The 17,176-nt window shown below is 61.8% G+C and carries 14 protein-coding genes and 2 pseudogenes; 6 read left to right on the top strand and 10 right to left on the bottom strand.

Going from position 1 to position 17,176, the window contains the following annotated elements; translation table 11 throughout:
* Nucleotides 1–122 precede the first annotated feature (122 nt).
* Nucleotides 123–2,249 carry a TonB-dependent siderophore receptor gene (locus AC1Q6I_RS32165; RefSeq protein WP_024074759.1) on the bottom strand — a complete coding sequence of 709 codons (2,127 nt, stop codon included), beginning with the start codon at nucleotides 2,247–2,249 and terminating at the stop codon, nucleotides 123–125.
* Between the two features lie 308 nt (nucleotides 2,250–2,557).
* Between AC1Q6I_RS32165 and AC1Q6I_RS32160 the strand changes: the two genes are divergently transcribed.
* From AC1Q6I_RS32160 to AC1Q6I_RS32135, 6 genes and pseudogenes are all read left to right on the top strand, one after another.
* On the top strand, nucleotides 2,558–3,448 hold the full coding sequence (locus AC1Q6I_RS32160; RefSeq protein ID WP_069075729.1) for a bestrophin family protein: 891 nt from the start codon (nucleotides 2,558–2,560) through the stop codon (nucleotides 3,446–3,448).
* Nucleotides 3,449–3,590: 142 nt separating this feature from the next.
* Nucleotides 3,591–4,670: pseudogene (locus tag AC1Q6I_RS32155) on the top strand (HAMP domain-containing protein); the annotation flags it as partial.
* Between the two features lie 348 nt (nucleotides 4,671–5,018).
* A pseudogene (locus AC1Q6I_RS32150) lies at nucleotides 5,019–5,534 on the top strand (methyl-accepting chemotaxis protein); the annotation flags it as partial.
* A 239-nt stretch (nucleotides 5,535–5,773) separates the two neighbouring features.
* Nucleotides 5,774–6,532 carry a helix-turn-helix transcriptional regulator gene (locus AC1Q6I_RS32145; protein ID WP_024074756.1) on the top strand — a complete coding sequence of 253 codons (759 nt, stop codon included), beginning with the start codon at nucleotides 5,774–5,776 and terminating at the stop codon, nucleotides 6,530–6,532.
* A gap of 81 nt (nucleotides 6,533–6,613) precedes the next feature.
* Nucleotides 6,614–7,501: a proline iminopeptidase-family hydrolase gene (locus AC1Q6I_RS32140; RefSeq protein WP_024074755.1), complete on the top strand. Its 888-nt coding sequence runs from the start codon at nucleotides 6,614–6,616 to the stop codon at nucleotides 7,499–7,501.
* A 209-nt stretch (nucleotides 7,502–7,710) separates the two neighbouring features.
* Nucleotides 7,711–10,119 (top strand): glucose/quinate/shikimate family membrane-bound PQQ-dependent dehydrogenase, encoded by a 2,409-nt coding sequence (locus tag AC1Q6I_RS32135; RefSeq protein WP_024074754.1) that lies wholly within the window; start codon nucleotides 7,711–7,713, stop codon nucleotides 10,117–10,119.
* Nucleotides 10,120–10,259: 140 nt separating this feature from the next.
* Here the strand turns inward: AC1Q6I_RS32135 and fabI are convergent, their stop codons facing one another.
* The 9 genes from fabI to AC1Q6I_RS32090 are packed head-to-tail and all read right to left on the bottom strand — an operon-like array spanning nucleotide 10,260 to nucleotide 17,115.
* Complete coding sequence (gene fabI / locus AC1Q6I_RS32130; protein WP_024074753.1) at nucleotides 10,260–11,045, bottom strand: enoyl-ACP reductase FabI; 786 nt, start codon at nucleotides 11,043–11,045, stop codon at nucleotides 10,260–10,262.
* Nucleotides 11,046–11,081: 36 nt separating this feature from the next.
* Entirely contained in the window at nucleotides 11,082–11,786 is a 705-nt protein-coding gene (locus AC1Q6I_RS32125) for a lysophospholipid acyltransferase family protein (protein WP_024074752.1), read from the bottom strand.
* Nucleotides 11,783–12,817, bottom strand: coding sequence for a beta-ketoacyl-[acyl-carrier-protein] synthase family protein (locus AC1Q6I_RS32120; protein WP_102624909.1), 1,035 nt, complete (start codon nucleotides 12,815–12,817; stop codon nucleotides 11,783–11,785). Before AC1Q6I_RS32120 ends, AC1Q6I_RS32125 begins: the two co-directional genes overlap by 4 nt.
* Nucleotides 12,814–14,025, bottom strand: coding sequence for a beta-ketoacyl-[acyl-carrier-protein] synthase family protein (locus tag AC1Q6I_RS32115; protein WP_081730323.1), 1,212 nt, complete (start codon nucleotides 14,023–14,025; stop codon nucleotides 12,814–12,816). The genes AC1Q6I_RS32120 and AC1Q6I_RS32115 overlap by 4 nt, the downstream gene beginning before the upstream one ends.
* Nucleotides 14,022–14,276 carry an acyl carrier protein gene (locus tag AC1Q6I_RS32110; protein ID WP_024074749.1) on the bottom strand — a complete coding sequence of 85 codons (255 nt, stop codon included), beginning with the start codon at nucleotides 14,274–14,276 and terminating at the stop codon, nucleotides 14,022–14,024. Before AC1Q6I_RS32110 ends, AC1Q6I_RS32115 begins: the two co-directional genes overlap by 4 nt.
* A gap of 24 nt (nucleotides 14,277–14,300) precedes the next feature.
* A complete protein-coding gene (locus AC1Q6I_RS32105) occupies nucleotides 14,301–14,915 on the bottom strand; it encodes a methyltransferase family protein (RefSeq protein ID WP_143036953.1) in 615 nt (204 codons plus the stop codon).
* Nucleotides 14,896–15,801 carry an NAD-dependent epimerase/dehydratase family protein gene (locus tag AC1Q6I_RS32100; protein ID WP_143036954.1) on the bottom strand — a complete coding sequence of 302 codons (906 nt, stop codon included), beginning with the start codon at nucleotides 15,799–15,801 and terminating at the stop codon, nucleotides 14,896–14,898. The genes AC1Q6I_RS32105 and AC1Q6I_RS32100 overlap by 20 nt, the downstream gene beginning before the upstream one ends.
* A 16-nt stretch (nucleotides 15,802–15,817) precedes the next feature.
* Complete coding sequence (locus tag AC1Q6I_RS32095; protein WP_024074746.1) at nucleotides 15,818–16,390, bottom strand: histidine phosphatase family protein; 573 nt, start codon at nucleotides 16,388–16,390, stop codon at nucleotides 15,818–15,820.
* The gene (locus AC1Q6I_RS32090; protein WP_144113499.1) at nucleotides 16,387–17,115 is read right to left on the bottom strand and encodes a diacylglycerol/polyprenol kinase family protein; all 729 of its coding nucleotides are present in this window, start codon (nucleotides 17,113–17,115) and stop codon (nucleotides 16,387–16,389) included. Before AC1Q6I_RS32090 ends, AC1Q6I_RS32095 begins: the two co-directional genes overlap by 4 nt.
* Nucleotides 17,116–17,176 lie beyond the last annotated feature (61 nt).

The following is a 17,176-nucleotide window of genomic DNA, read 5'->3' as shown; positions in this document are numbered from 1 at the left end:
CGTTCATTCAGGAGACACGCGTTATCGTTGACGTTTTTCGCGAGCAAGCTCGCTCCTACAAAAAAGCCTTAACTGACAGGCATTAGGGCTTGCCCCCTCCCACATTGAAACGGTGCACGCCGTTAGAGCGTGTAGGCGATGCCCACCTGCACCGTGCGCGGTTCGCCTGGGTAGGCGTAGACGTTGCCAAACGCCCCCTCTTCATAGTCGCGGTTGAACAGGTTCTTCACGTCCAGGTTCAGCCGCACCTTGTCATTGACCTTGTAGTAGCCGAGCAGGTCGACCACGGTGTAGGCGTCCATCGAGAAGGCGCTGTTGGAGGTTTGCCCGGCCCGCTCATCCACATACTTGCCACCCGCGCCCAGGCCCAGGCCCTTGAGGGCGCCGTCCTGGAATTCGTAGACGTTGAGCAGGCTGAAGCTGTTGCGCGGGATGTTCAGCAAACGCGTACCGGTGCGCAGGGTGTTGTCCTTGGTCACTTCGGCGTCCACGTAGGCATAGCCACCGATCACACGCCACGCGGGGGTGATATTGCCGGCCACGTTCAGATCGAAACCACGGCTGCGCACCTGACCGGCGGCCACGCTGAAGGTTGAGTCGAAAGGGTCGGTGGTGAGCACGTTTTTCTTCTCGATCTGGTAGATCGCTGCGTCGACGCTGAGTTGACGGTCCAGGGCTTCCCACTTGATGCCCATCTCGTACGACTTGCCCTTCTCCGGCGCAAACCCACCGCCCTCGCGGCTGGCCCCCGTGTTGGGCTTGAACGAGCGAGCGGCGTCGGCGTAGACCGCGACGGTGTCGGTGAGGTCATAGATCACGCCCATGCGTGGGGTGACGGCATTGTCGGCGGCCTGCCAACTTTTACCGCCCGGCACATAGGTGGTGTAGTCATGCTCAAAACGCTCGAAACGTGCACCGGCCAGCACCTTCAAACGTTCGGTCAGCGCCACTTGATCCTGCACAAACGTCGCGTAGGTCTTGAGGTTTTCCTTGTCGTGGGTCGGCGTGCGCGTGAGGGCCGGGCGCGCCTGGCCATAGACCGGGTTGAAGATGTCGATGGGGTAGCTACCCGCCGCGCCGCTGGAACGCTGGATAATCGACTTGTAGTCGTAGTCTTCGAACTCGACGCCGGTGAGCAAGGTGTGATCAAAACCGCCCGCGGAGAAATGCCCCGTGAGGTTGAGCTGGGTGTCTTTATCGGTCCACTCCAGTTTGCGGTAGTTGAAGTTGCGGCTCAGGGTGCGGCCGTCAGCGGCGAGGCTGTTGGCTTCAACAGCATTGCCTTGCAAGGTGCCGTCGAGCCACTGGAAACCACCGCCCAGGGTCCAGCTGTCGTTGAGCCGGTGCTCGAAACGCAGTTGGGCCATGCTGTTGTCGTTGTGCAGCTTGCCGGCGTCTTTTTCACCCCAGAAGGTGTCGCGCGAGGCCGTGCCTTTTTGATTGGGGTAGCGCGTCAGGCCACGGTCCAGCGGGTGATTGTTACGCATGAAGTCGCCTTCGAAAATCACCTTGGTGTCATCGCTGGCCTGCCAGGTGATCACCGGCGTCACGCCATAGCGTTCGGTTTCGACATGATCACGGAAGGTATCCCCGCCCTCGCCCACCACGTTCAGGCGATAGGCCAGGCGCCCCGCCTCATCCAGCGGGCCCGAAGCATCCAGGGTGCCACGACGCATGCCCTGGTCATCCAGCTGGCTGCCCAGGGTAACGGTGCGCTCGGCCAGCGGTTGCTTGGAGACCACGTTGAAGGTGCCGCCGGGATCGCCACGGCCATACAGCATGGTTGCCGGGCCGCGCAGCACTTCGAGGCGCTCGATGGTGTTGGCGTCCGGCATGTTCGGGTAGCCGCGGTTGATCGGGAAGCCGTTGCGGTAGAACTCGCCGGTGGTAAAGCCGCGCACGGTGAACGTCGTGAGCCCCTGCCCGCCGAAGTTGTTGGCGCGGCCTACGCCGCCGGCGTAGTCCAGTGCGTCCTGCAACCGGGTGGCACCGATGTCTTCGACCACATCCTTGGACACCACGCTGATGGACTGCGGCGTTTCATGAATCGAGGTGTCGGTGCGCGTCGCACTCGCCGAACGTGTGGCGTGGTACCCCTTGACCGGCCCTTGAGCCGTCTCGTAATCCGCCTCCCCCGTGACATCGATGGCTTGCAGCTCAAGACTGGCCTTGTCGGCAGAGGCCACCTCTGCCCAGGTAAAAGGGGAAAACGCCTGAAGCACACAGAGGGAAATCAGGGTACGACGCATGGATGTTGAACCTAGTGAATGAGCCAGAAGGGGCGGCAAACCTGCCAAAAATTCGCACGAATGGTATACCAAGTCATTCGCGTTTGATATCTGTTCTCATTCACTATTTTTCAGGTAACCGCTTTGTATCGTTATGCAGGAAGTTTGACGCGAGGCAAATGTGGGAGGGACGGTGTGCCAAAGCTCCAGGCCGAGAGGCCGGCCCCCGCCGCCACGACTTAAACGTTTCACTTCCACAGGCGAACCTTCCCCACCCAGCGACGTCGGAGCTAAGGCACTGTTGCCTACCGCCGCCGCGAGGTCCTCGTTTGAAAGCCGCTATCGCCAAGAAATACCGCCTGGTCATCAAGACCATGGGCTACGTGGGCTGGTCATTGTTTTGGCTGTTGCTCTGGGACGTCGCCGTCACCGTGGATTTCATGCTGTTCCTGACCGCCAAGATCAACCTGCCGCTGATGCCCCTGACGCTGCTCGGCTCAGCCCTGGTGGTGCTGATCAGTTTTCGCAACAGCAGCGCCTACAACCGCTGGTGGGAAGCCCGCACGCTGTGGGGGGCGATGGTCAACAATTCGCGCAGCTTTGCACGGCAGGTGTTGACCCTGCTGGATGACCCGGAGGGCGAGGTGAACCCGGTCAAAGCCACCCTGCTGCGCCGCCATGTGGCCTATGTGAATTGCCTGGCAGCCCATCTCAAGGGCCTGCCGTGCCCGGACGAGGTGCGTGCGTTTATCCCGTCAGAGGAGTTCGCCCGCAATGGCGCCACCAACAACTTCGCCAACGACATCCTCACCGGCTCGGCCGCCCTGCTGGCCAAGGAATACAAGGCCGGGCACCTGGACAGCATTCGCTTGGCGCGGTTGGAGTCGACCCTGGTGGACTTGTCCAACGCCCAGGGCGGCATGGAGCGTATCGCCAACACGCCGCTGCCCTACCCTTACGTGTATTTCCCACGCCTGTTCATCTCGCTGTTCTGCCTGATCGTGCCGGTGGGCCTGGTGGAATCCCTGGGTTGGTTCACGCCGCTGGCGTCCACCGTGGTGGGTTTTATGCTGCTGGCCATCGAACGCATCGGCACCGACCTGCAAAGCCCGTTTCATTCCAGTGAGCATCAGATCCAGATGGAAACCATCTGCGAAACCATCGAGAGAAACCTGCAATCGATGCAGCGCGATGCCCTCGGTGGCGATCGCATCGGCTAAGCCTCCCCTGCGCCCTAAAGTGCGTGCTCCCACGGCCGATAGAGAGGGAGTACGCATGGGCCGCACCCCTCATAACAACACATGCGACGTTCACCGCTACCGTTTTTCCTTGCCAAAACTATAAATACCCGCGGGAGAAGTCATGAATATCAAGCAGAAGCTGACCTGGGCGTTTGCGGCCATCGCGTGCCTGCCGGTTGTCCTGGTGGCCGTGCTGGTTGTACTGAATGTGCGCGAGGGGGCCCAGGCCAATTTCCTCGACAGCAGTGGCCGAGAAATCCGCCAGATCGACAATGGCATGAAGCAGTTTTTCGACGGCATCAGCCAGAACGTCGACTTCGTGGCCAAGGACCCGCGCGTTGTCGCGGCCAAGGACCTCAAGAGCTACGCGGGCGCCGACGCCGCGCAAATCCCGCTGACACCGACCAATAAAGAACTGCTGGCGATTTTCGACCAGTTCGCCAAGAGCCATCCCAGCACCGCCTACCTGTCCCTGGGCCTGAGCGACGGCGGCTACGCCAGTTGGCCTGACGACACCAAGCTGAACAACTACGACCCGCGCGTTCGCCCCTGGTACAAGGCCGCCATCGCCGCGCCAGGCACCACCGTGCGCACGGGCGCCTATTACTGGGCCCCGGACGACGTGGTGCTGATCGGCACCGTACATACCGTCGCCGACGCCACCGGTAACATCCTCGGTGTGGTCGGGTTGGACGTGTCGCTCAAGCAACTGACCGAGCTGGTGCGCAACATCAAGCTGGGCGACAGCGGCTACCTGATGCTGGTGGAAGCCAACGGTAACGTGCTGGTAGACCCCAGCGACGCCAAGCACAACTTCAAGCCCCTGGCCGACCTCGGCCCCAGCTACGCCGAACTGGCCAAGCGCGGCGACGGCGTGACCCAAGTCGAGATCGACGGCGTGCCCTACATGGCCAACGTGGTCAGCTCCAAAGACCTGGGCTGGCGCTTTATCGGCTTGATCAAGCGTGATGAAGTGATGGCCGGCGCCACGCGCCTGACCTGGCTGATCGTCGCCATTGCCGCGGCCTTGGCCGTGATCTTCGCGATTGTCGGCGCCAGCTTCGCCAGTGTGATCGTGCGCCCGATTCGCGGGGTCGCCGACGGCCTGCAAGAAATCGCCGAAGGTGAAGGCGACCTGACGCGCCAACTCAAGGTACAAGGCAAGGATGAAACCGCCAGCCTGGCCGGCTGGTTCAACCAGTTCCTGAGCATGATCGCGCAACTGGTGCAGCGCATCGGCAACGCCTCTTCCGACCTGCAAACCGCCGCCGCCGATACCAGCGAAGTCGCCAACAACATGAACCAGGCCGCCGGCCGCCAACGTGAAGCCGTAGAGCTGGTGAGCACCGCGTTCAACGAAATGGTGGCCACGTCCAACGAAGTCGCGCGCTCTTGCAGCGCCGCCGCCGCCAGTGCCGACGAAGGCTACCGTGACGTGCACGACGGCCAGCAACACATCGGCGAGGCCACCGGCAGCGTGCTCAAGCTCAGCGAAGACCTGCAAAAGTCGACCCAGACCATGCAGTTGCTGGAGCAGGACAGCCAGAACATCAACACCATCCTCGACACCATCCGTTCGATTGCGGAACAAACCAACCTGCTGGCCCTCAACGCCGCCATCGAAGCCGCGCGCGCGGGCGACCAGGGCCGTGGTTTCGCCGTGGTGGCCGACGAAGTACGCGCCCTGGCGCGACGCACCGCCGACTCCACCGGCGAGATCGACAGCCTGCTGGGCAACCTCGCCCGTCGCACCCAGGAAGTGACGGCGCAGATGCAAGGCAGCTTGCAGGTGTCGCACACCAGCGTGGAACGTATCCAGCAGGCCCGCGACAGTTTCGACAAGATCCTCGGCTCGGTGGACTCGATTCGCGACCAGAACACCCAGATCGCTACAGCGGCCGAGGAACAGCACCAGGTGGCCGAGGAGATCAACCGCCACATCGCGCAGATCCATGCCGATGCGCAACTGGTGGAAGGCTTTGCTCACTCGGCGCAGACCGGGTCCGGCCGGCTGACGGATATTTCGGGTCAGCTCAAGGGGTTGGTGGGGCGGTTCAAGTTCTAGCCTGCCGCAACAACAGGCGCGCCCCTTGCCGGGCGCGCCAGCCGGCCGCAGTCATATGAAGCAGCAGCAAGACGCCCCGCGCACCATCATCGCGCATGCACGCCAGCCATTGATCCCCCCCTCCGACAATACCCACGCCTATGGCGCAAGCCAGCCACCCACAACGTGAAAAGCGCCCCGCCTCGCCGTTGGCAGAGTGTTTGCTTGCAACAACAAGCATCCCACCGCCCGGAGGCGCCATGCATACCGACCTGATGACATTCAGCGAGCAACTCGCCCCCTTGAGCAGCCTTGACGCGTGCCTGGCCCATGTCCTGCAAGTCATCAACCCGCTGGGGTTCAAGACGCTGATCTATGATTACGCGCCAGTCCCCGTCAGCCATGAAGGCGCACTGATCACGCCGTCGGTATTCAAGGCGTTGAATGCCCCGGGCGATATGCATGCGCAGTGGTGCGAACGCGGCTATTACCAGATCGACCCGGTGCAGCAATGCGCAGCGCGACGGACTACGCCGTTCGCCTGGTCGTTCAGCACCGACACTCACTGGAACGGTGCCCTCACCGAAGCCCACCGTCCGGTGGCCCACTACATTTGTGACTATGGCCTGAGCACCGGCCTGACCGTGCCGCTGCACTTGCCCGATGGCGGCTTTGCCACGCTGACCGCCTTTGTCGACGGCGCCCCGGCGGAGGCCGAGCAACACGCCCAGCGCAACCTCGGCGAGATGCTGGTACTGGCCCATACGTTCCAGGCCCGCGCCAGTGAGTTGCTGGCGCCGGCGGAACGCTGCTGCACCCACATTCATCTCACGCGCCGCGAACGCGAGTGCCTGCAACACTCGGCCAAGGGGCTGTCGGCCAAAGGCATAGCCGCCACCCTCCACCGCTCCGAAGCCACGGTCAACCTGCACCTGGTTGCCGCCGCGCGCAAGCTGGGCGCGCGTAATCGCGTCGAAGCCGTGGCGCGCGGGCTGCATTACCGCCTGGTCGAAGTCTGAGAACCTATCATTTTTGCCAGTGCACCTGACCCACCGTTTTGACTAGCCTGTACCTCACTGAACCCCAAGGAGGTACACAGCATGCAAGTACGCGAAGGTTATGCCGATTTCCGTGAGCATCGGACGTGGTTCCGGGTCACGGGGGATTTGAACTCAGGGCGACTGCCCTTGATCATTGCCCACGGCGGCCCCGGCTGTACCCATGACTATGTCGACAGTTTCAAGGACCTGGCCGCCACCCGCCGCGCCGTGGTGCACTACGACCAATTGGGCAACGGCCGCTCGACCCACTTGCCCGAAGCGCCCAGCGATTTCTGGACGGTGGAACTGTTCCTGGCTGAACTGAACAACCTGATCGCCCACCTGGGCATTCGTGACTACGCCCTGCTGGGCCAATCCTGGGGCGGCATGCTCGGTGCCGAGCACGCGGTGCGCCAACCGGTTGGCCTCAAGGCGCTGATCATTGCCAACTCCCCGGCGTCCATGGCGCTGTGGTGCCAAGCCGCAAAGGAACTGCGCCAGGCCCTGCCCGCCGAGGTGCAAGCCACCCTGCAACGGCATGAAGACGCGGGCACCACCGACAGCGCCGAGTACCGCGCCGCCTCCGATGTGTTCTACGCGCGCCATGTGTGCCGCATCCAACCGATGCCCGCCGAGGTGGCACGCACCTTCGCGGCCATCGATGCAGACCCCACCGTCTATCACGCCATGAACGGCCCCACCGAATTTCACGTGATCGGCAGCCTGCGCACCTGGAGCATCATCGAACGCCTGGCGTCCATCCAGGTGCCCACGCTGCTGATATCCGGACGCTTCGATGAAGCGACACCCGCGACGGTGCAGCCATTTGCCGACGGGATCGCCAATGTGCAGTGGCAGATATTCGAGCAGTCCAGCCACATGCCCCATGTCGAAGAGCGTGAGGCATGCATGGCCTGTGTGGCTGGGTTTCTTGAGCAGCAGCGGTAGCGCGGCCAGGCGAGCACAGTGCTGATAACCCGCGAAGGCGGCGACCGCGTTATTGCGTGCGCCACCTATCGCGGTCGCGTGGAAAACCCGGCACCTGTCCCACAGGGTCCGCATACATGTAAAAGTATATTGCAGCGCACAATGTACTAACCGGTTACTTATGTTGCTAAAATCACGCCTTTGCCCTCTCACCTTCGAGTCTTGTCGATATGAAACGAGCATCGCGCGCCGCTGGCGTCTCTAGAATCTTCCTGCTGGGCCTGGGCGTGATCATCGCCTTGCTCGGCGCGGCCCTGGCTGTCGGTGGCGTCAAACTGGTCAGCCTGGGCGGTTCCTGGTATTTCCTCAGCGGCGGCGTGGCCATGGCGATTGCCGGCCTGTTGATTGCCGCACGTAAACCGGCGGGTGCCTGGCTGTTTGCCGCCTTCCTGGTCGGCACCGCCATATGGGCGGTGGCGGATGTGGGGCTGGTGTACTGGCCACTGTTCTCGCGGCTGTTCATGTTTGCGGTGATCGGTGTGGTGGTGGCGCTGGTCTACCCGCTGCTGGCCGGCAAACCGGCACGCGGCGCGTATGGCGTCGCTGCGCTGTTGGCCGTGGGTGTGGCAGTGGCGGCAGGCAATATGTTTGTCGCGCACCCCAGCGTCGCGCCGACCGGTGCAGGCCCTGGCGTCACCCCGGTCAACCCGGCCGATGCACAGAAAGACTGGGCGCACTACGGCAACACCGAGGGTGGCAGCCGCTTCGCCGCGCTGGACCAGATCAATCGCGACAACATCGACAAACTCAAAGTGGCGTGGACCTACCACACCGGCGACATCGCCATCAGTGACGGCAACGGCGCCGAAGACCAACTGACGCCCCTGCAGATCGGCAACAAGGTGTTTATCTGCACCCCGCACAACAACCTGATCGCCCTGGATGCCGACACCGGCAAAGAACTGTGGAAAAACCAGATCAACGCCAAATCGGCGGTGTGGCAGCGTTGCCGTGGCATGGCGTACTTTGACGCCACTGCGCCCATCGCCCAACCGACCCAGCCGCACAGCTCGCCGATCCTGGCCGCCAGCGTGGCGGTGGGTGCGCAATGCCAGCGACGCTTGCTGACCAACACCATTGATGCGCGCCTGATTGCGGTCGATGCCGACACCGGCAAGTTCTGCGAAGACTTCGGCAACCACGGCCAGGTGGACTTGAAAGCCGGCCTGGGCAATGTGCCGGACAGCTACTACCAACTGTCCTCGGCGCCGTTGATCGCCGGCACCACCGTGGTGGTGGGCGGCCGCGTCGCCGATAACGTGCAGACCGACATGCCCGGCGGTGTGATCCGTGGTTTCGATGTGATCAGCGGGCACATGCGCTGGGCCTTCGACCCCGGCAACCCGCAGGACAAAAACGCCCCGGCAGCGGGCAGCACCTATGTGCGCAGCACGCCGAACAGCTGGGCACCCATGTCCTACGACCCATTGATGAATACCGTGTTCTTGCCGATGGGCAGTTCGTCCACCGACCTCTACGGCGTGGAACGCACCCCACTCAACCACAGATACGGTGCCTCCGTGCTGGCGCTGGACGCCTCCACCGGCGAGGAAAAGTGGGTCTACCAGACCGTCCACAACGACCTGTGGGACTTCGACCTGCCGATGCAACCGAGCCTGATCGACTTCACCCCGCCCGGCAGCGACAAGGCGGTACCGGCGGTGGTGATCGGCACCAAGGCCGGGCAGATCTATGTCCTCGACCGCGCCACCGGCCAACCGCTGACCGAGGTGAAAGAAGTACCGGTCAAGGCCGCCAATATCCCCAACGAACCGTACGCGCTGACCCAGCCAAAGTCGCTGGGCATGCCGCAGATCGGCGCGCAAACCCTGACCGAGTCGGACATGTGGGGGGCCACCCCGTTTGACCAACTGCTGTGCCGCATCGACTTCAAGGGCATGCGCTACGACGGCCTGTACACCGCGCCAGGCACGGATAAATCCCTGAGTTTTCCGGGCTCCCTGGGCGGCATGAACTGGGGCAGCCTTTCCACCGACCCGGTCCATGGCTTTATCTTCGTCAACGACATGCGCCTGGGCCTGTGGATCCAGATGGTGCCGTCACAGAACAAGGCCCAGGCCACCTCCGGTGGCGAAGCGCTGAACACCGGCATGGGCGCCGTGCCGCTCAAGGGCACGCCGTATGCGGTGAACAAAAACCGCTTCCTGTCGGTGGCCGGCATCCCATGCCAGGCGCCGCCGTTCGGCACCCTGACCGCCATCGACATGAAGACCCAGAAGATCGCCTGGCAAGTGCCGGTCGGCACCGTTGAAGACACCGGCCCCCTGGGCATTCGCATGCACATGCCGATCAAGATCGGCCTGCCGACCCTCGGCGGCACCTTGTCGACCCAGGGAGGCCTGATCTTTATCGCCGGTACCCAGGACTTCTACCTGCGCGCATTCAACAGCGGCAACGGTGATGAAATCTGGAAAGCCCGCCTCCCGGTCGGCAGCCAGGGCGGCCCGATGACCTATGTCTCGCCAAAAACCGGCAAGCAATACATCGTGATCACCGCCGGCGGCGCACGCCAGTCCACCGACCGTGGCGACTATGTGATCGCCTACGCCCTGCCCTAACCCGCCCCTGGCGCGGTGCCCAGGCACCGCGCTGTCCGCCGGCAAGCCTCCATGACCGCAGGCTGACCCGAGCCCGGCTTGGGCGCCTGCTGCCGGGCCTGAGACTCGGGCCGCAGGTCAAGGCGACGTCCTGACTCGCTTCACCCGCCCATGGCGGTGGTGTTGAAGCCAGCATCCACATACAGGATTTCACCGCTGATGCCGGACGCCAGGTCGGAGCACAGGAAGGCGCCAGCGTTGCCGACCTCGTCGATGGTGACATTGCGCCGCAACGGCGCCTGGGCTTCGCTGGTGCTCAGCATGGCACGGAAGTTCTTGATGCCCGACGCGGCCAGGGTGCGGATCGGTCCCGCCGAGATGGCATTCACGCGGGTACCTTCGGCCCCCAGGCTGCTGGCCAGGTAGCGCACGCCAGCCTCCAGGCTGGCCTTGGCCATGCCCATGACGTTGTAGTTTGGCATCGTGCGCTCAGCCCCCAGATAAGACAGCGTCAGCACATTACCCTGGCGGCCGCGCATCATTGCCCGCCCGGCTTTAGCCAATGCCACCAGGCTGTACGCACTGATATCGTGGGCACTGCGAAACCCTTCGCGGGTAGTGACCTCGGTGAAGTCACCGTCAAGTTGCTCAAGCGGCGCGAAGCCCACGCAATGCACGATGCAATCGAGCGCGTCCCAGTGTTGGCGCAAATGCTCGAACACCTGCGCAATTTCATCATCGCTCGCCACATCGCAGGGCACGCACAGGGCCGCGTCGGTGCCCCATTCCGCGGCGAGCGCCTGCACGCGCCCCTTGAACTTTTCATTCTGATACGTGAACGCCAGCTCGGCGCCCTCGCGATGCATCGCTTGGGCAATGCCTGACGCAATCGACAAGCGGCTGGCCACGCCAACGATCAGCACGCGCTTACCCGTGAGAAACCCCATTGTGTGCTCCTTGCTGTGCGATACGACCGCGGCTCGCTATGGCTGAACCACAGGCAGCGCGTTGTTGATAATCTCGCGGGCGTGATTGGCCAGCTGCTTGGCGCTCATCGCTGCCACCTCATCGGCTTCGATGGGCGGGTGGGCGACGATGCTGACGTGGGTACTGCGCAAGGCGTTGTAGGCAATATGATTGACCGCCGGGCTGATCGTGACGGGAATGATCCCCACCCCCATATCCTTGGCAATCCGAAAGGCCCCGGTCTTGAACGGCAGCATCTGGCCGCCATGGTTTCGCGTGCCTTCGGGGAAGATCCACAGCGATGTATTGTCGGCCACAACCCGCTTGGCGATCTTGCGCAAACTCTGGATGGACGCCCGTGGGCTGTTGCGATCAATGAACAGGCTGCCGGTCAGCCAATACAACTGCCCTACCAGCGGCAACCACTTGAGGGATTTCTTACCCACGATCACGGTGCCGGGGTTGAGCGCCTGCGCCACGATCAACACGTCATAGTTGCATTGGTGGTTGGCCACGTAGATATACGGACGCGTCGTGGGGATGCTGTCAAAACCACGTACATCCACGCGCACCGAGAAGATCTTATTGATCACCGCGTAGGCCCGACAGGCCACGTAGAGGTTTCTATTCTTCGAGGGGTTGATCAACATGTAGAGGCACAGGAACGGAAAGCTCAACACGATCAACACCAACACCAACAGCCCCCTGGCTAACGCAATCATAAGCTACCCGCTTGACTCGAATGATTGGGCGCGGTTAACGCAGCCGCTTGAAAAGCGTTACGCTGAATCAGTGCAACGCCATAAAAACCTTCTTCATCCACACAGGCCATCACCCCACCGCCTTGCGCCGGAATGCTTTTGGCCAGGTGCGCCAATTGATAGGCGCCGACCAGGGACAAACTCAGTGCCTTGGCCCGGTCCAGCCTGTCGACCGGCATACCCAGGGCATTGCTCAACACCACGCAGGTCGCCGGCCAGGCATCCGGTGCGGCCAGGCTCACGCGCCACTCCGCCGGTTCAACGCCCTGCCCTGCCAGACACCCGCGTATCAGCGCGCCCAGGCTGGCCGGGTCGGCGGCGAGCAGTCGCCCGGTGACACAAGCGCGCACGACGAGCCCGGGCGCCTGCGTGTCGGTACTGGCCTCGAAGCTGAACACCGCCGCGGTGTCCGGCCGTTCTTCGGCGGGCCGTTCAATCGCGCGCAGGTAGCGCTTGCCAAACTCACCGCTGAAGGTTTCCAGCGCGGTGGCGTAGAGACGCTCCGAGTCGCCGCGCCGGGCAATCCTCAAGGCTTGAACCAAGGCGTTGTAGAAACTCAGCTCCTTTGCGCACAACGAGACGTTCGCGCCCTTGATGCCGTATTTGATCGCCAATTGACCCAACGACGAATTGATCACGGTATTGGGGATCTGCGCCGGGTTGACCTGAAAGGCAAAGCGGTTGTCGTTGGATTCCTTGATCAACTGAATGACGCTGTCGATGGAGCCATTGGCCGTCGCACCGATAAGGGCCGAGCGCACCAGGGTGTCACCGTGGTTGTCATCGTTGACCAGCGCCATCGCCGCCAGCAGCAACAAGGCTTGGCGGTCGAAGTTCTTCAGCTCACGCCCGCCTACCAGCTCGCCAGCGGCCAAGTCCCACGCAGGCCGGGTGCCCCGGTTCAATTCGACGCCGCCGTGCTCGAACTCACCGGGCATTTGCAACATGACCCAATCACGCAGGATCAATCCAACGATAGCGTCGCCCGTCATTTCAAATTACCGAATACCAGAATTGAATTATTCCCGCCAAAAGCGAAAGCGTTGTTGACCACCACATCGACCTTGCCCGCCCGGAACCCCTGGGCAACCACATCAAGAGGGATGTGCGGGTCCTGCTCGGTGACATTGATCGTCGGCGGCAGCCCCTCGCTCAACGCCAGCATGCAGGCAATCGCGCCAAAGCCGGCCGCGGCGCCCATGCTGTGGCCCATCATGGACTTGATCGAACTCACCGGCGGCGGCGACGCGCCGAAGACCGCTTCGATGGCCTGGTATTCGTTGCTGTCATTGGCCACGGTGCCAGTACCGTGGGCACAGATATACCCCACCTCAGCCGGCGCCACTGCCGCCTTGGCCAACGCGGCCTGCAGACACTCGCCGACACGCTGGTGATTGAGCCTGACCATATGGTCGGCATCGCAGTTCATCGAAAACCCCAGCACTTCCCCATAGATCGGCGCGCCCCGACGCAGCGCCCGCTCGTAATCCTCAAGCACCAGGGCACTGCCACCTTCGGCGGTCAGCACGCCTTTACGCCCGGTATTGAACGGCGTGCAGTCTTTGTCGGTCATGCTGCCCAAGCGATGGAAGGTGGCGAAGGTGGCCTTGTAGACCGCGTCACTGCCACCGCACACGGCAATATCGCAGTCCCCGGCCTGGATAGCCTCGTAGCCAAAGATCAGCGCGGTGTTGCTGGCCGAGCAGGCGTTGCCGATGGTGAGTGACTCACCGGTCGAACCGATTGACCTGAGCACATCACGGCTGATTTCAGAGGCAAACACCGGGTCGACTGACGGCTGTGGGTCCGACTGGGGGTCGGCCATGGCCGTCACCATGCTGTCGATCCGATCAGACTCGCCATAGGTGGTGCCGAAATAACAATTGACGCGCTGGCCGCGAATTGCGGCGCGCTCGATACCCGCGTCGGCCAGCGCCAGTTCAGTGGCGGCAAGGGCAAAATGGCTGGCAGCCCCGGCGTGCGCGAAGGCGGCAAAATTCGGGATCAAGGGGCCGACCGGCGCTTTCACTTCACAGCCGTATTTGCGCTCGAACCGGTCGGTGTCGATTTTGCAAAGCGGCGCCGAGCCATTGACCCCGGCTTTCAACGCCTGGAAAAACGCGGCTTTGCCGATGCCGATCGGACTGACCGGCCCCAGCCCCGTGACCACCACCCTCCTGCCCTTGTCGGCGTTCATCATGCACACTCGGCCGCAGGCAAGGTCTCGTGGATAAACCCGAGAATGGAATCCACACTGATGATCTGCGGCAGATAGGCTTCATCGACGCGCACCTGGAAAGCCCCCTCGATCCCCGCCAGGATTTCTATGCCTGACATTGAATCGGCACCATACGCCTCGACAAAGTTTTCGTGGTTGCGAATCTCCTCGGCATTGACCCCCAATACCTTGGCGACGATCTGCTTGATTTTTGCTTCATGCACAGTGTTCATAAACGCTCCTTTTAAATAACCGAGTCAGATAACAAACGGGATAACTTTGAAACTATCGAACTGGTACTGCCTGTAGGCGGCACCGAAATACCCCAGCAGCATTTTCTCCTCTTGACTCACGCGCTTGAGAATCAACGCAAGTGCCAAAAAAAAGATGACCAGTGCCGCGTAGATACTCGTGTACAAGGCAAAGCCGGTCACGATCAGCAACGTGCCCAGATACGCCGGATGCCGGATATATTTGAAGGCGCCGACCTTGACCAACTGATGATCGGCAAGGACCCGCAGCGAGTGGGAAAAGTGCCGCCCCAGGACGATCTTTCCATGGGCACGCAAACCGATCCCACCGGCAATCAGCAACGAGCCGACAAGGTGCAACAGCACATCGCTGCGCATCAGCAACTGCAACAACATGACGATCGATATGGCACAGGACACCATGAAGCCGCTCTTGATGCCTTTATCGAAGGTGCTGTCGCTGTCGGTTTCCTGGAGAAAATACAGCTCTGCCAGCAGCAGGACACTGGCCATGATGATTGGCACCACGAATGTCAGGCCGGCGTAATACACGAGGACCGCCGATGCACATGCCAACGGCGTCAGCAGGCTTAACGCCACATCAACCCTGAGCGTTTTCAAAGTAGTCTCCTATCAACGCCGACACCCTGAGCGGGGTCTGGATCACGTCTACACCGCTTTCGATGTGCCAAGGGCAGACAAACAGATCATTGAAGCGCGCCCATGGAAACAGCTTGCGCCCGCGCCTGAACCGGTCCATGAACGTCAGCACTTTGTAGACCTTGGCCAACCCGCGCACACTGACCGAACGTAACCGGGCACTGCGCGCCAGTGGTTGCAAGCGGGCATACACTTCGCCCACCAGATCGTTGTACGTCACCGTGCGGTCACTGAGCAGGTAATACGTGTGCAGTGCCGGGTCAGGCACGCGCACCAACCATTGGATAATGCAGGTGGCAATACTCTCCACCCCAATCACATGCAGGGCCGGAAGTTGGCCGGTGACCTTCGGCAGCAGCTTCAACCGGCACATCGAAATCATCGGCAGCAGGTTCTTGTCATGCCGCCCCAGTACCGTCGGCACGCGCAATATCACGCCCTGCACTTTGTCGCTATTGAGGTGAATCACCTGCTCGGCCGCGTACTTGTCATCGGCGTAGGCATCCACTCGTTGCTCTGGGTTGTGGGCTTTGACGCTGCTCAAATGAAAGAATGGTTTCTTGCCCGTGGCACCGGGTTTGATCGCGGCCAGTATCTGCTCGGTAAGGGCTTTGTTACTGGCGCCCGCCGTGCCCAGGCGGCTAAGCCCGATGCCGGTGCAATTGACAATGCAATCACTCTCGTCGACCAGCTTATCGAATGCCGGCGAGCCGATTTCGCACGCCGTGTACCCCGCCCTGGGCGAACGCGAATGGCGGATAACGTCAATCCCCGGCAATGGGTCAAGGCGTTCGTAGACCCCTCGTCCGATAAACCCACTGGCGCCTAACAGCAGTATCTTCTTCACGTGCACGCAATCCCTTTCATGGGGTTAAGGTTTCGACCGTGAAACACCCTGAGCGATAAACCGTATGCGCCTGCATACCCTGCTTTTGCAGGCGCTGGCGCACCGATCGCAGGAACATGCCGTGGGACACGACGACCACGGTCTTGCCCGCCTCGGTGCTGGCGGCATAGAGCTCGTCGGCGACCGCGGCCGCTCGACGGTACTCGTCCTTGCGGGAGGCCGCGCCCAATGAAATGCCCAGCAGCCAGGCCACCCGATGCAGGGCGAACCATTGCCGCAAGCCCATCGTCACCCAGGGAATGGCGCTCAAGCGCAGGTCGTACTCGTGCAAGCGGCTGTCCCGCTGGACACGCTGCGCATCGAACAACCGGCACGCCGTGGCATAGGCCCGGTTGACGGGTGAAGACAAGATGGTGGCCTCGGCGCTCAATAGCGGCTGCGACAACGGCGTACGGTTCAAGAAGCCGCTGATTTCGTCTTCTTCGATCAGGGCGGTGTGGTTGTATTCATCCAGGCGGACTTTGGCCAGTGCGGCACCGCAGCGCGAATAGTCGACCTTGGGTGAGGCATGGCGAATCAGATAAATCACAGCAGGTACACCCCCGTCACGATGGCGTTACCGACCAGGAACAGAAACGGCGTATCCCAGGTGTGCGGGGATTTGGCTTCCGTCAGCGTCAGTGCAAGTGGGAACACGGCGCAGAGCAGGAAAAACTGTCCCGCTGAAAAGTACTGCTCGAATGCCACGCAAAACACCATCGACATCACAAACACAGTGGCCGAGCCTTCAAGGGTTCGCTTGAATTTCTTATCGACAAAAAAGCCTTTCGCAACGTACTCGTGCTTACCAAAACGGACACCCACCGGCTCTGCCAGCCCGTCACCGAAGGTGGTGGCCAGGATCGTGATGTATATCAACTCCACCGGTACCCCGAGCGCCAACCAGCAATACTGGGTCACCCACAGCACGAACAACCCCGCCACGGTCTGGCTCACCAACCAGGAAAGGGTGTGCGGCGAGTCTTCCGGGCGATCAATACTGGCAAACATATGTTGGGCGGTGAGGGACCGACGACGAGACCATCCACACATCGCCAGGAACAGGATGGCAGTCGACACCATCGACAGCAGCAAGCGCTCATGGGTGCTTTGAATATTGAACAAGGCGAAAAACAGGCTGGGCAGCAGGAACATCGCAAAGTGCCCGACTTTTCGTGTGTAGTTCACCCGCACGCCTCGGTTGAGCACCAACAGTCCCAGGCCTTTACACAACACAAAATAGAAAAGCACGATGCCCAACAGAGCCGAAGCCACCTGAACCATTTCATTACCACTTCGTTGACGGATTAAACAGCGGACGCAGGCGCCCGCTGGC

The organism is Pseudomonas sp. MPR-R2A5, assembly GCF_058793055.1.
The sequence above is the reverse complement of the archived record's forward strand: the minus strand, read 5'-3'. Positions and strand labels throughout refer to the sequence as shown.

Excerpts from the sequence above, each read along its gene's own strand:
- fabI (WP_024074753.1), bottom strand. The coding sequence starts at position 11,045 with ATGGGGTTTCTCACGGGTAAGCGCGTGCTGATCGTTGGCGTGGCCAGC.
- AC1Q6I_RS32120 (WP_102624909.1), bottom strand. The coding sequence starts at position 12,817 with ATGACGGGCGACGCTATCGTTGGATTGATCCTGCGTGATTGGGTCATG.
- AC1Q6I_RS32145 (WP_024074756.1), top strand. The coding sequence starts at position 5,774 with ATGCATACCGACCTGATGACATTCAGCGAGCAACTCGCCCCCTTGAGC.
- AC1Q6I_RS32115 (WP_081730323.1), bottom strand. The coding sequence starts at position 14,025 with ATGATGAACGCCGACAAGGGCAGGAGGGTGGTGGTCACGGGGCTGGGG.
- AC1Q6I_RS32110 (WP_024074749.1), bottom strand. The coding sequence starts at position 14,276 with ATGAACACTGTGCATGAAGCAAAAATCAAGCAGATCGTCGCCAAGGTA.
- AC1Q6I_RS32140 (WP_024074755.1), top strand. The coding sequence starts at position 6,614 with ATGCAAGTACGCGAAGGTTATGCCGATTTCCGTGAGCATCGGACGTGG.
- AC1Q6I_RS32125 (WP_024074752.1), bottom strand. The coding sequence starts at position 11,786 with ATGATTGCGTTAGCCAGGGGGCTGTTGGTGTTGGTGTTGATCGTGTTG.
- AC1Q6I_RS32165 (WP_024074759.1), bottom strand. The coding sequence starts at position 2,249 with ATGCGTCGTACCCTGATTTCCCTCTGTGTGCTTCAGGCGTTTTCCCCT.
- AC1Q6I_RS32135 (WP_024074754.1), top strand. The coding sequence starts at position 7,711 with ATGAAACGAGCATCGCGCGCCGCTGGCGTCTCTAGAATCTTCCTGCTG.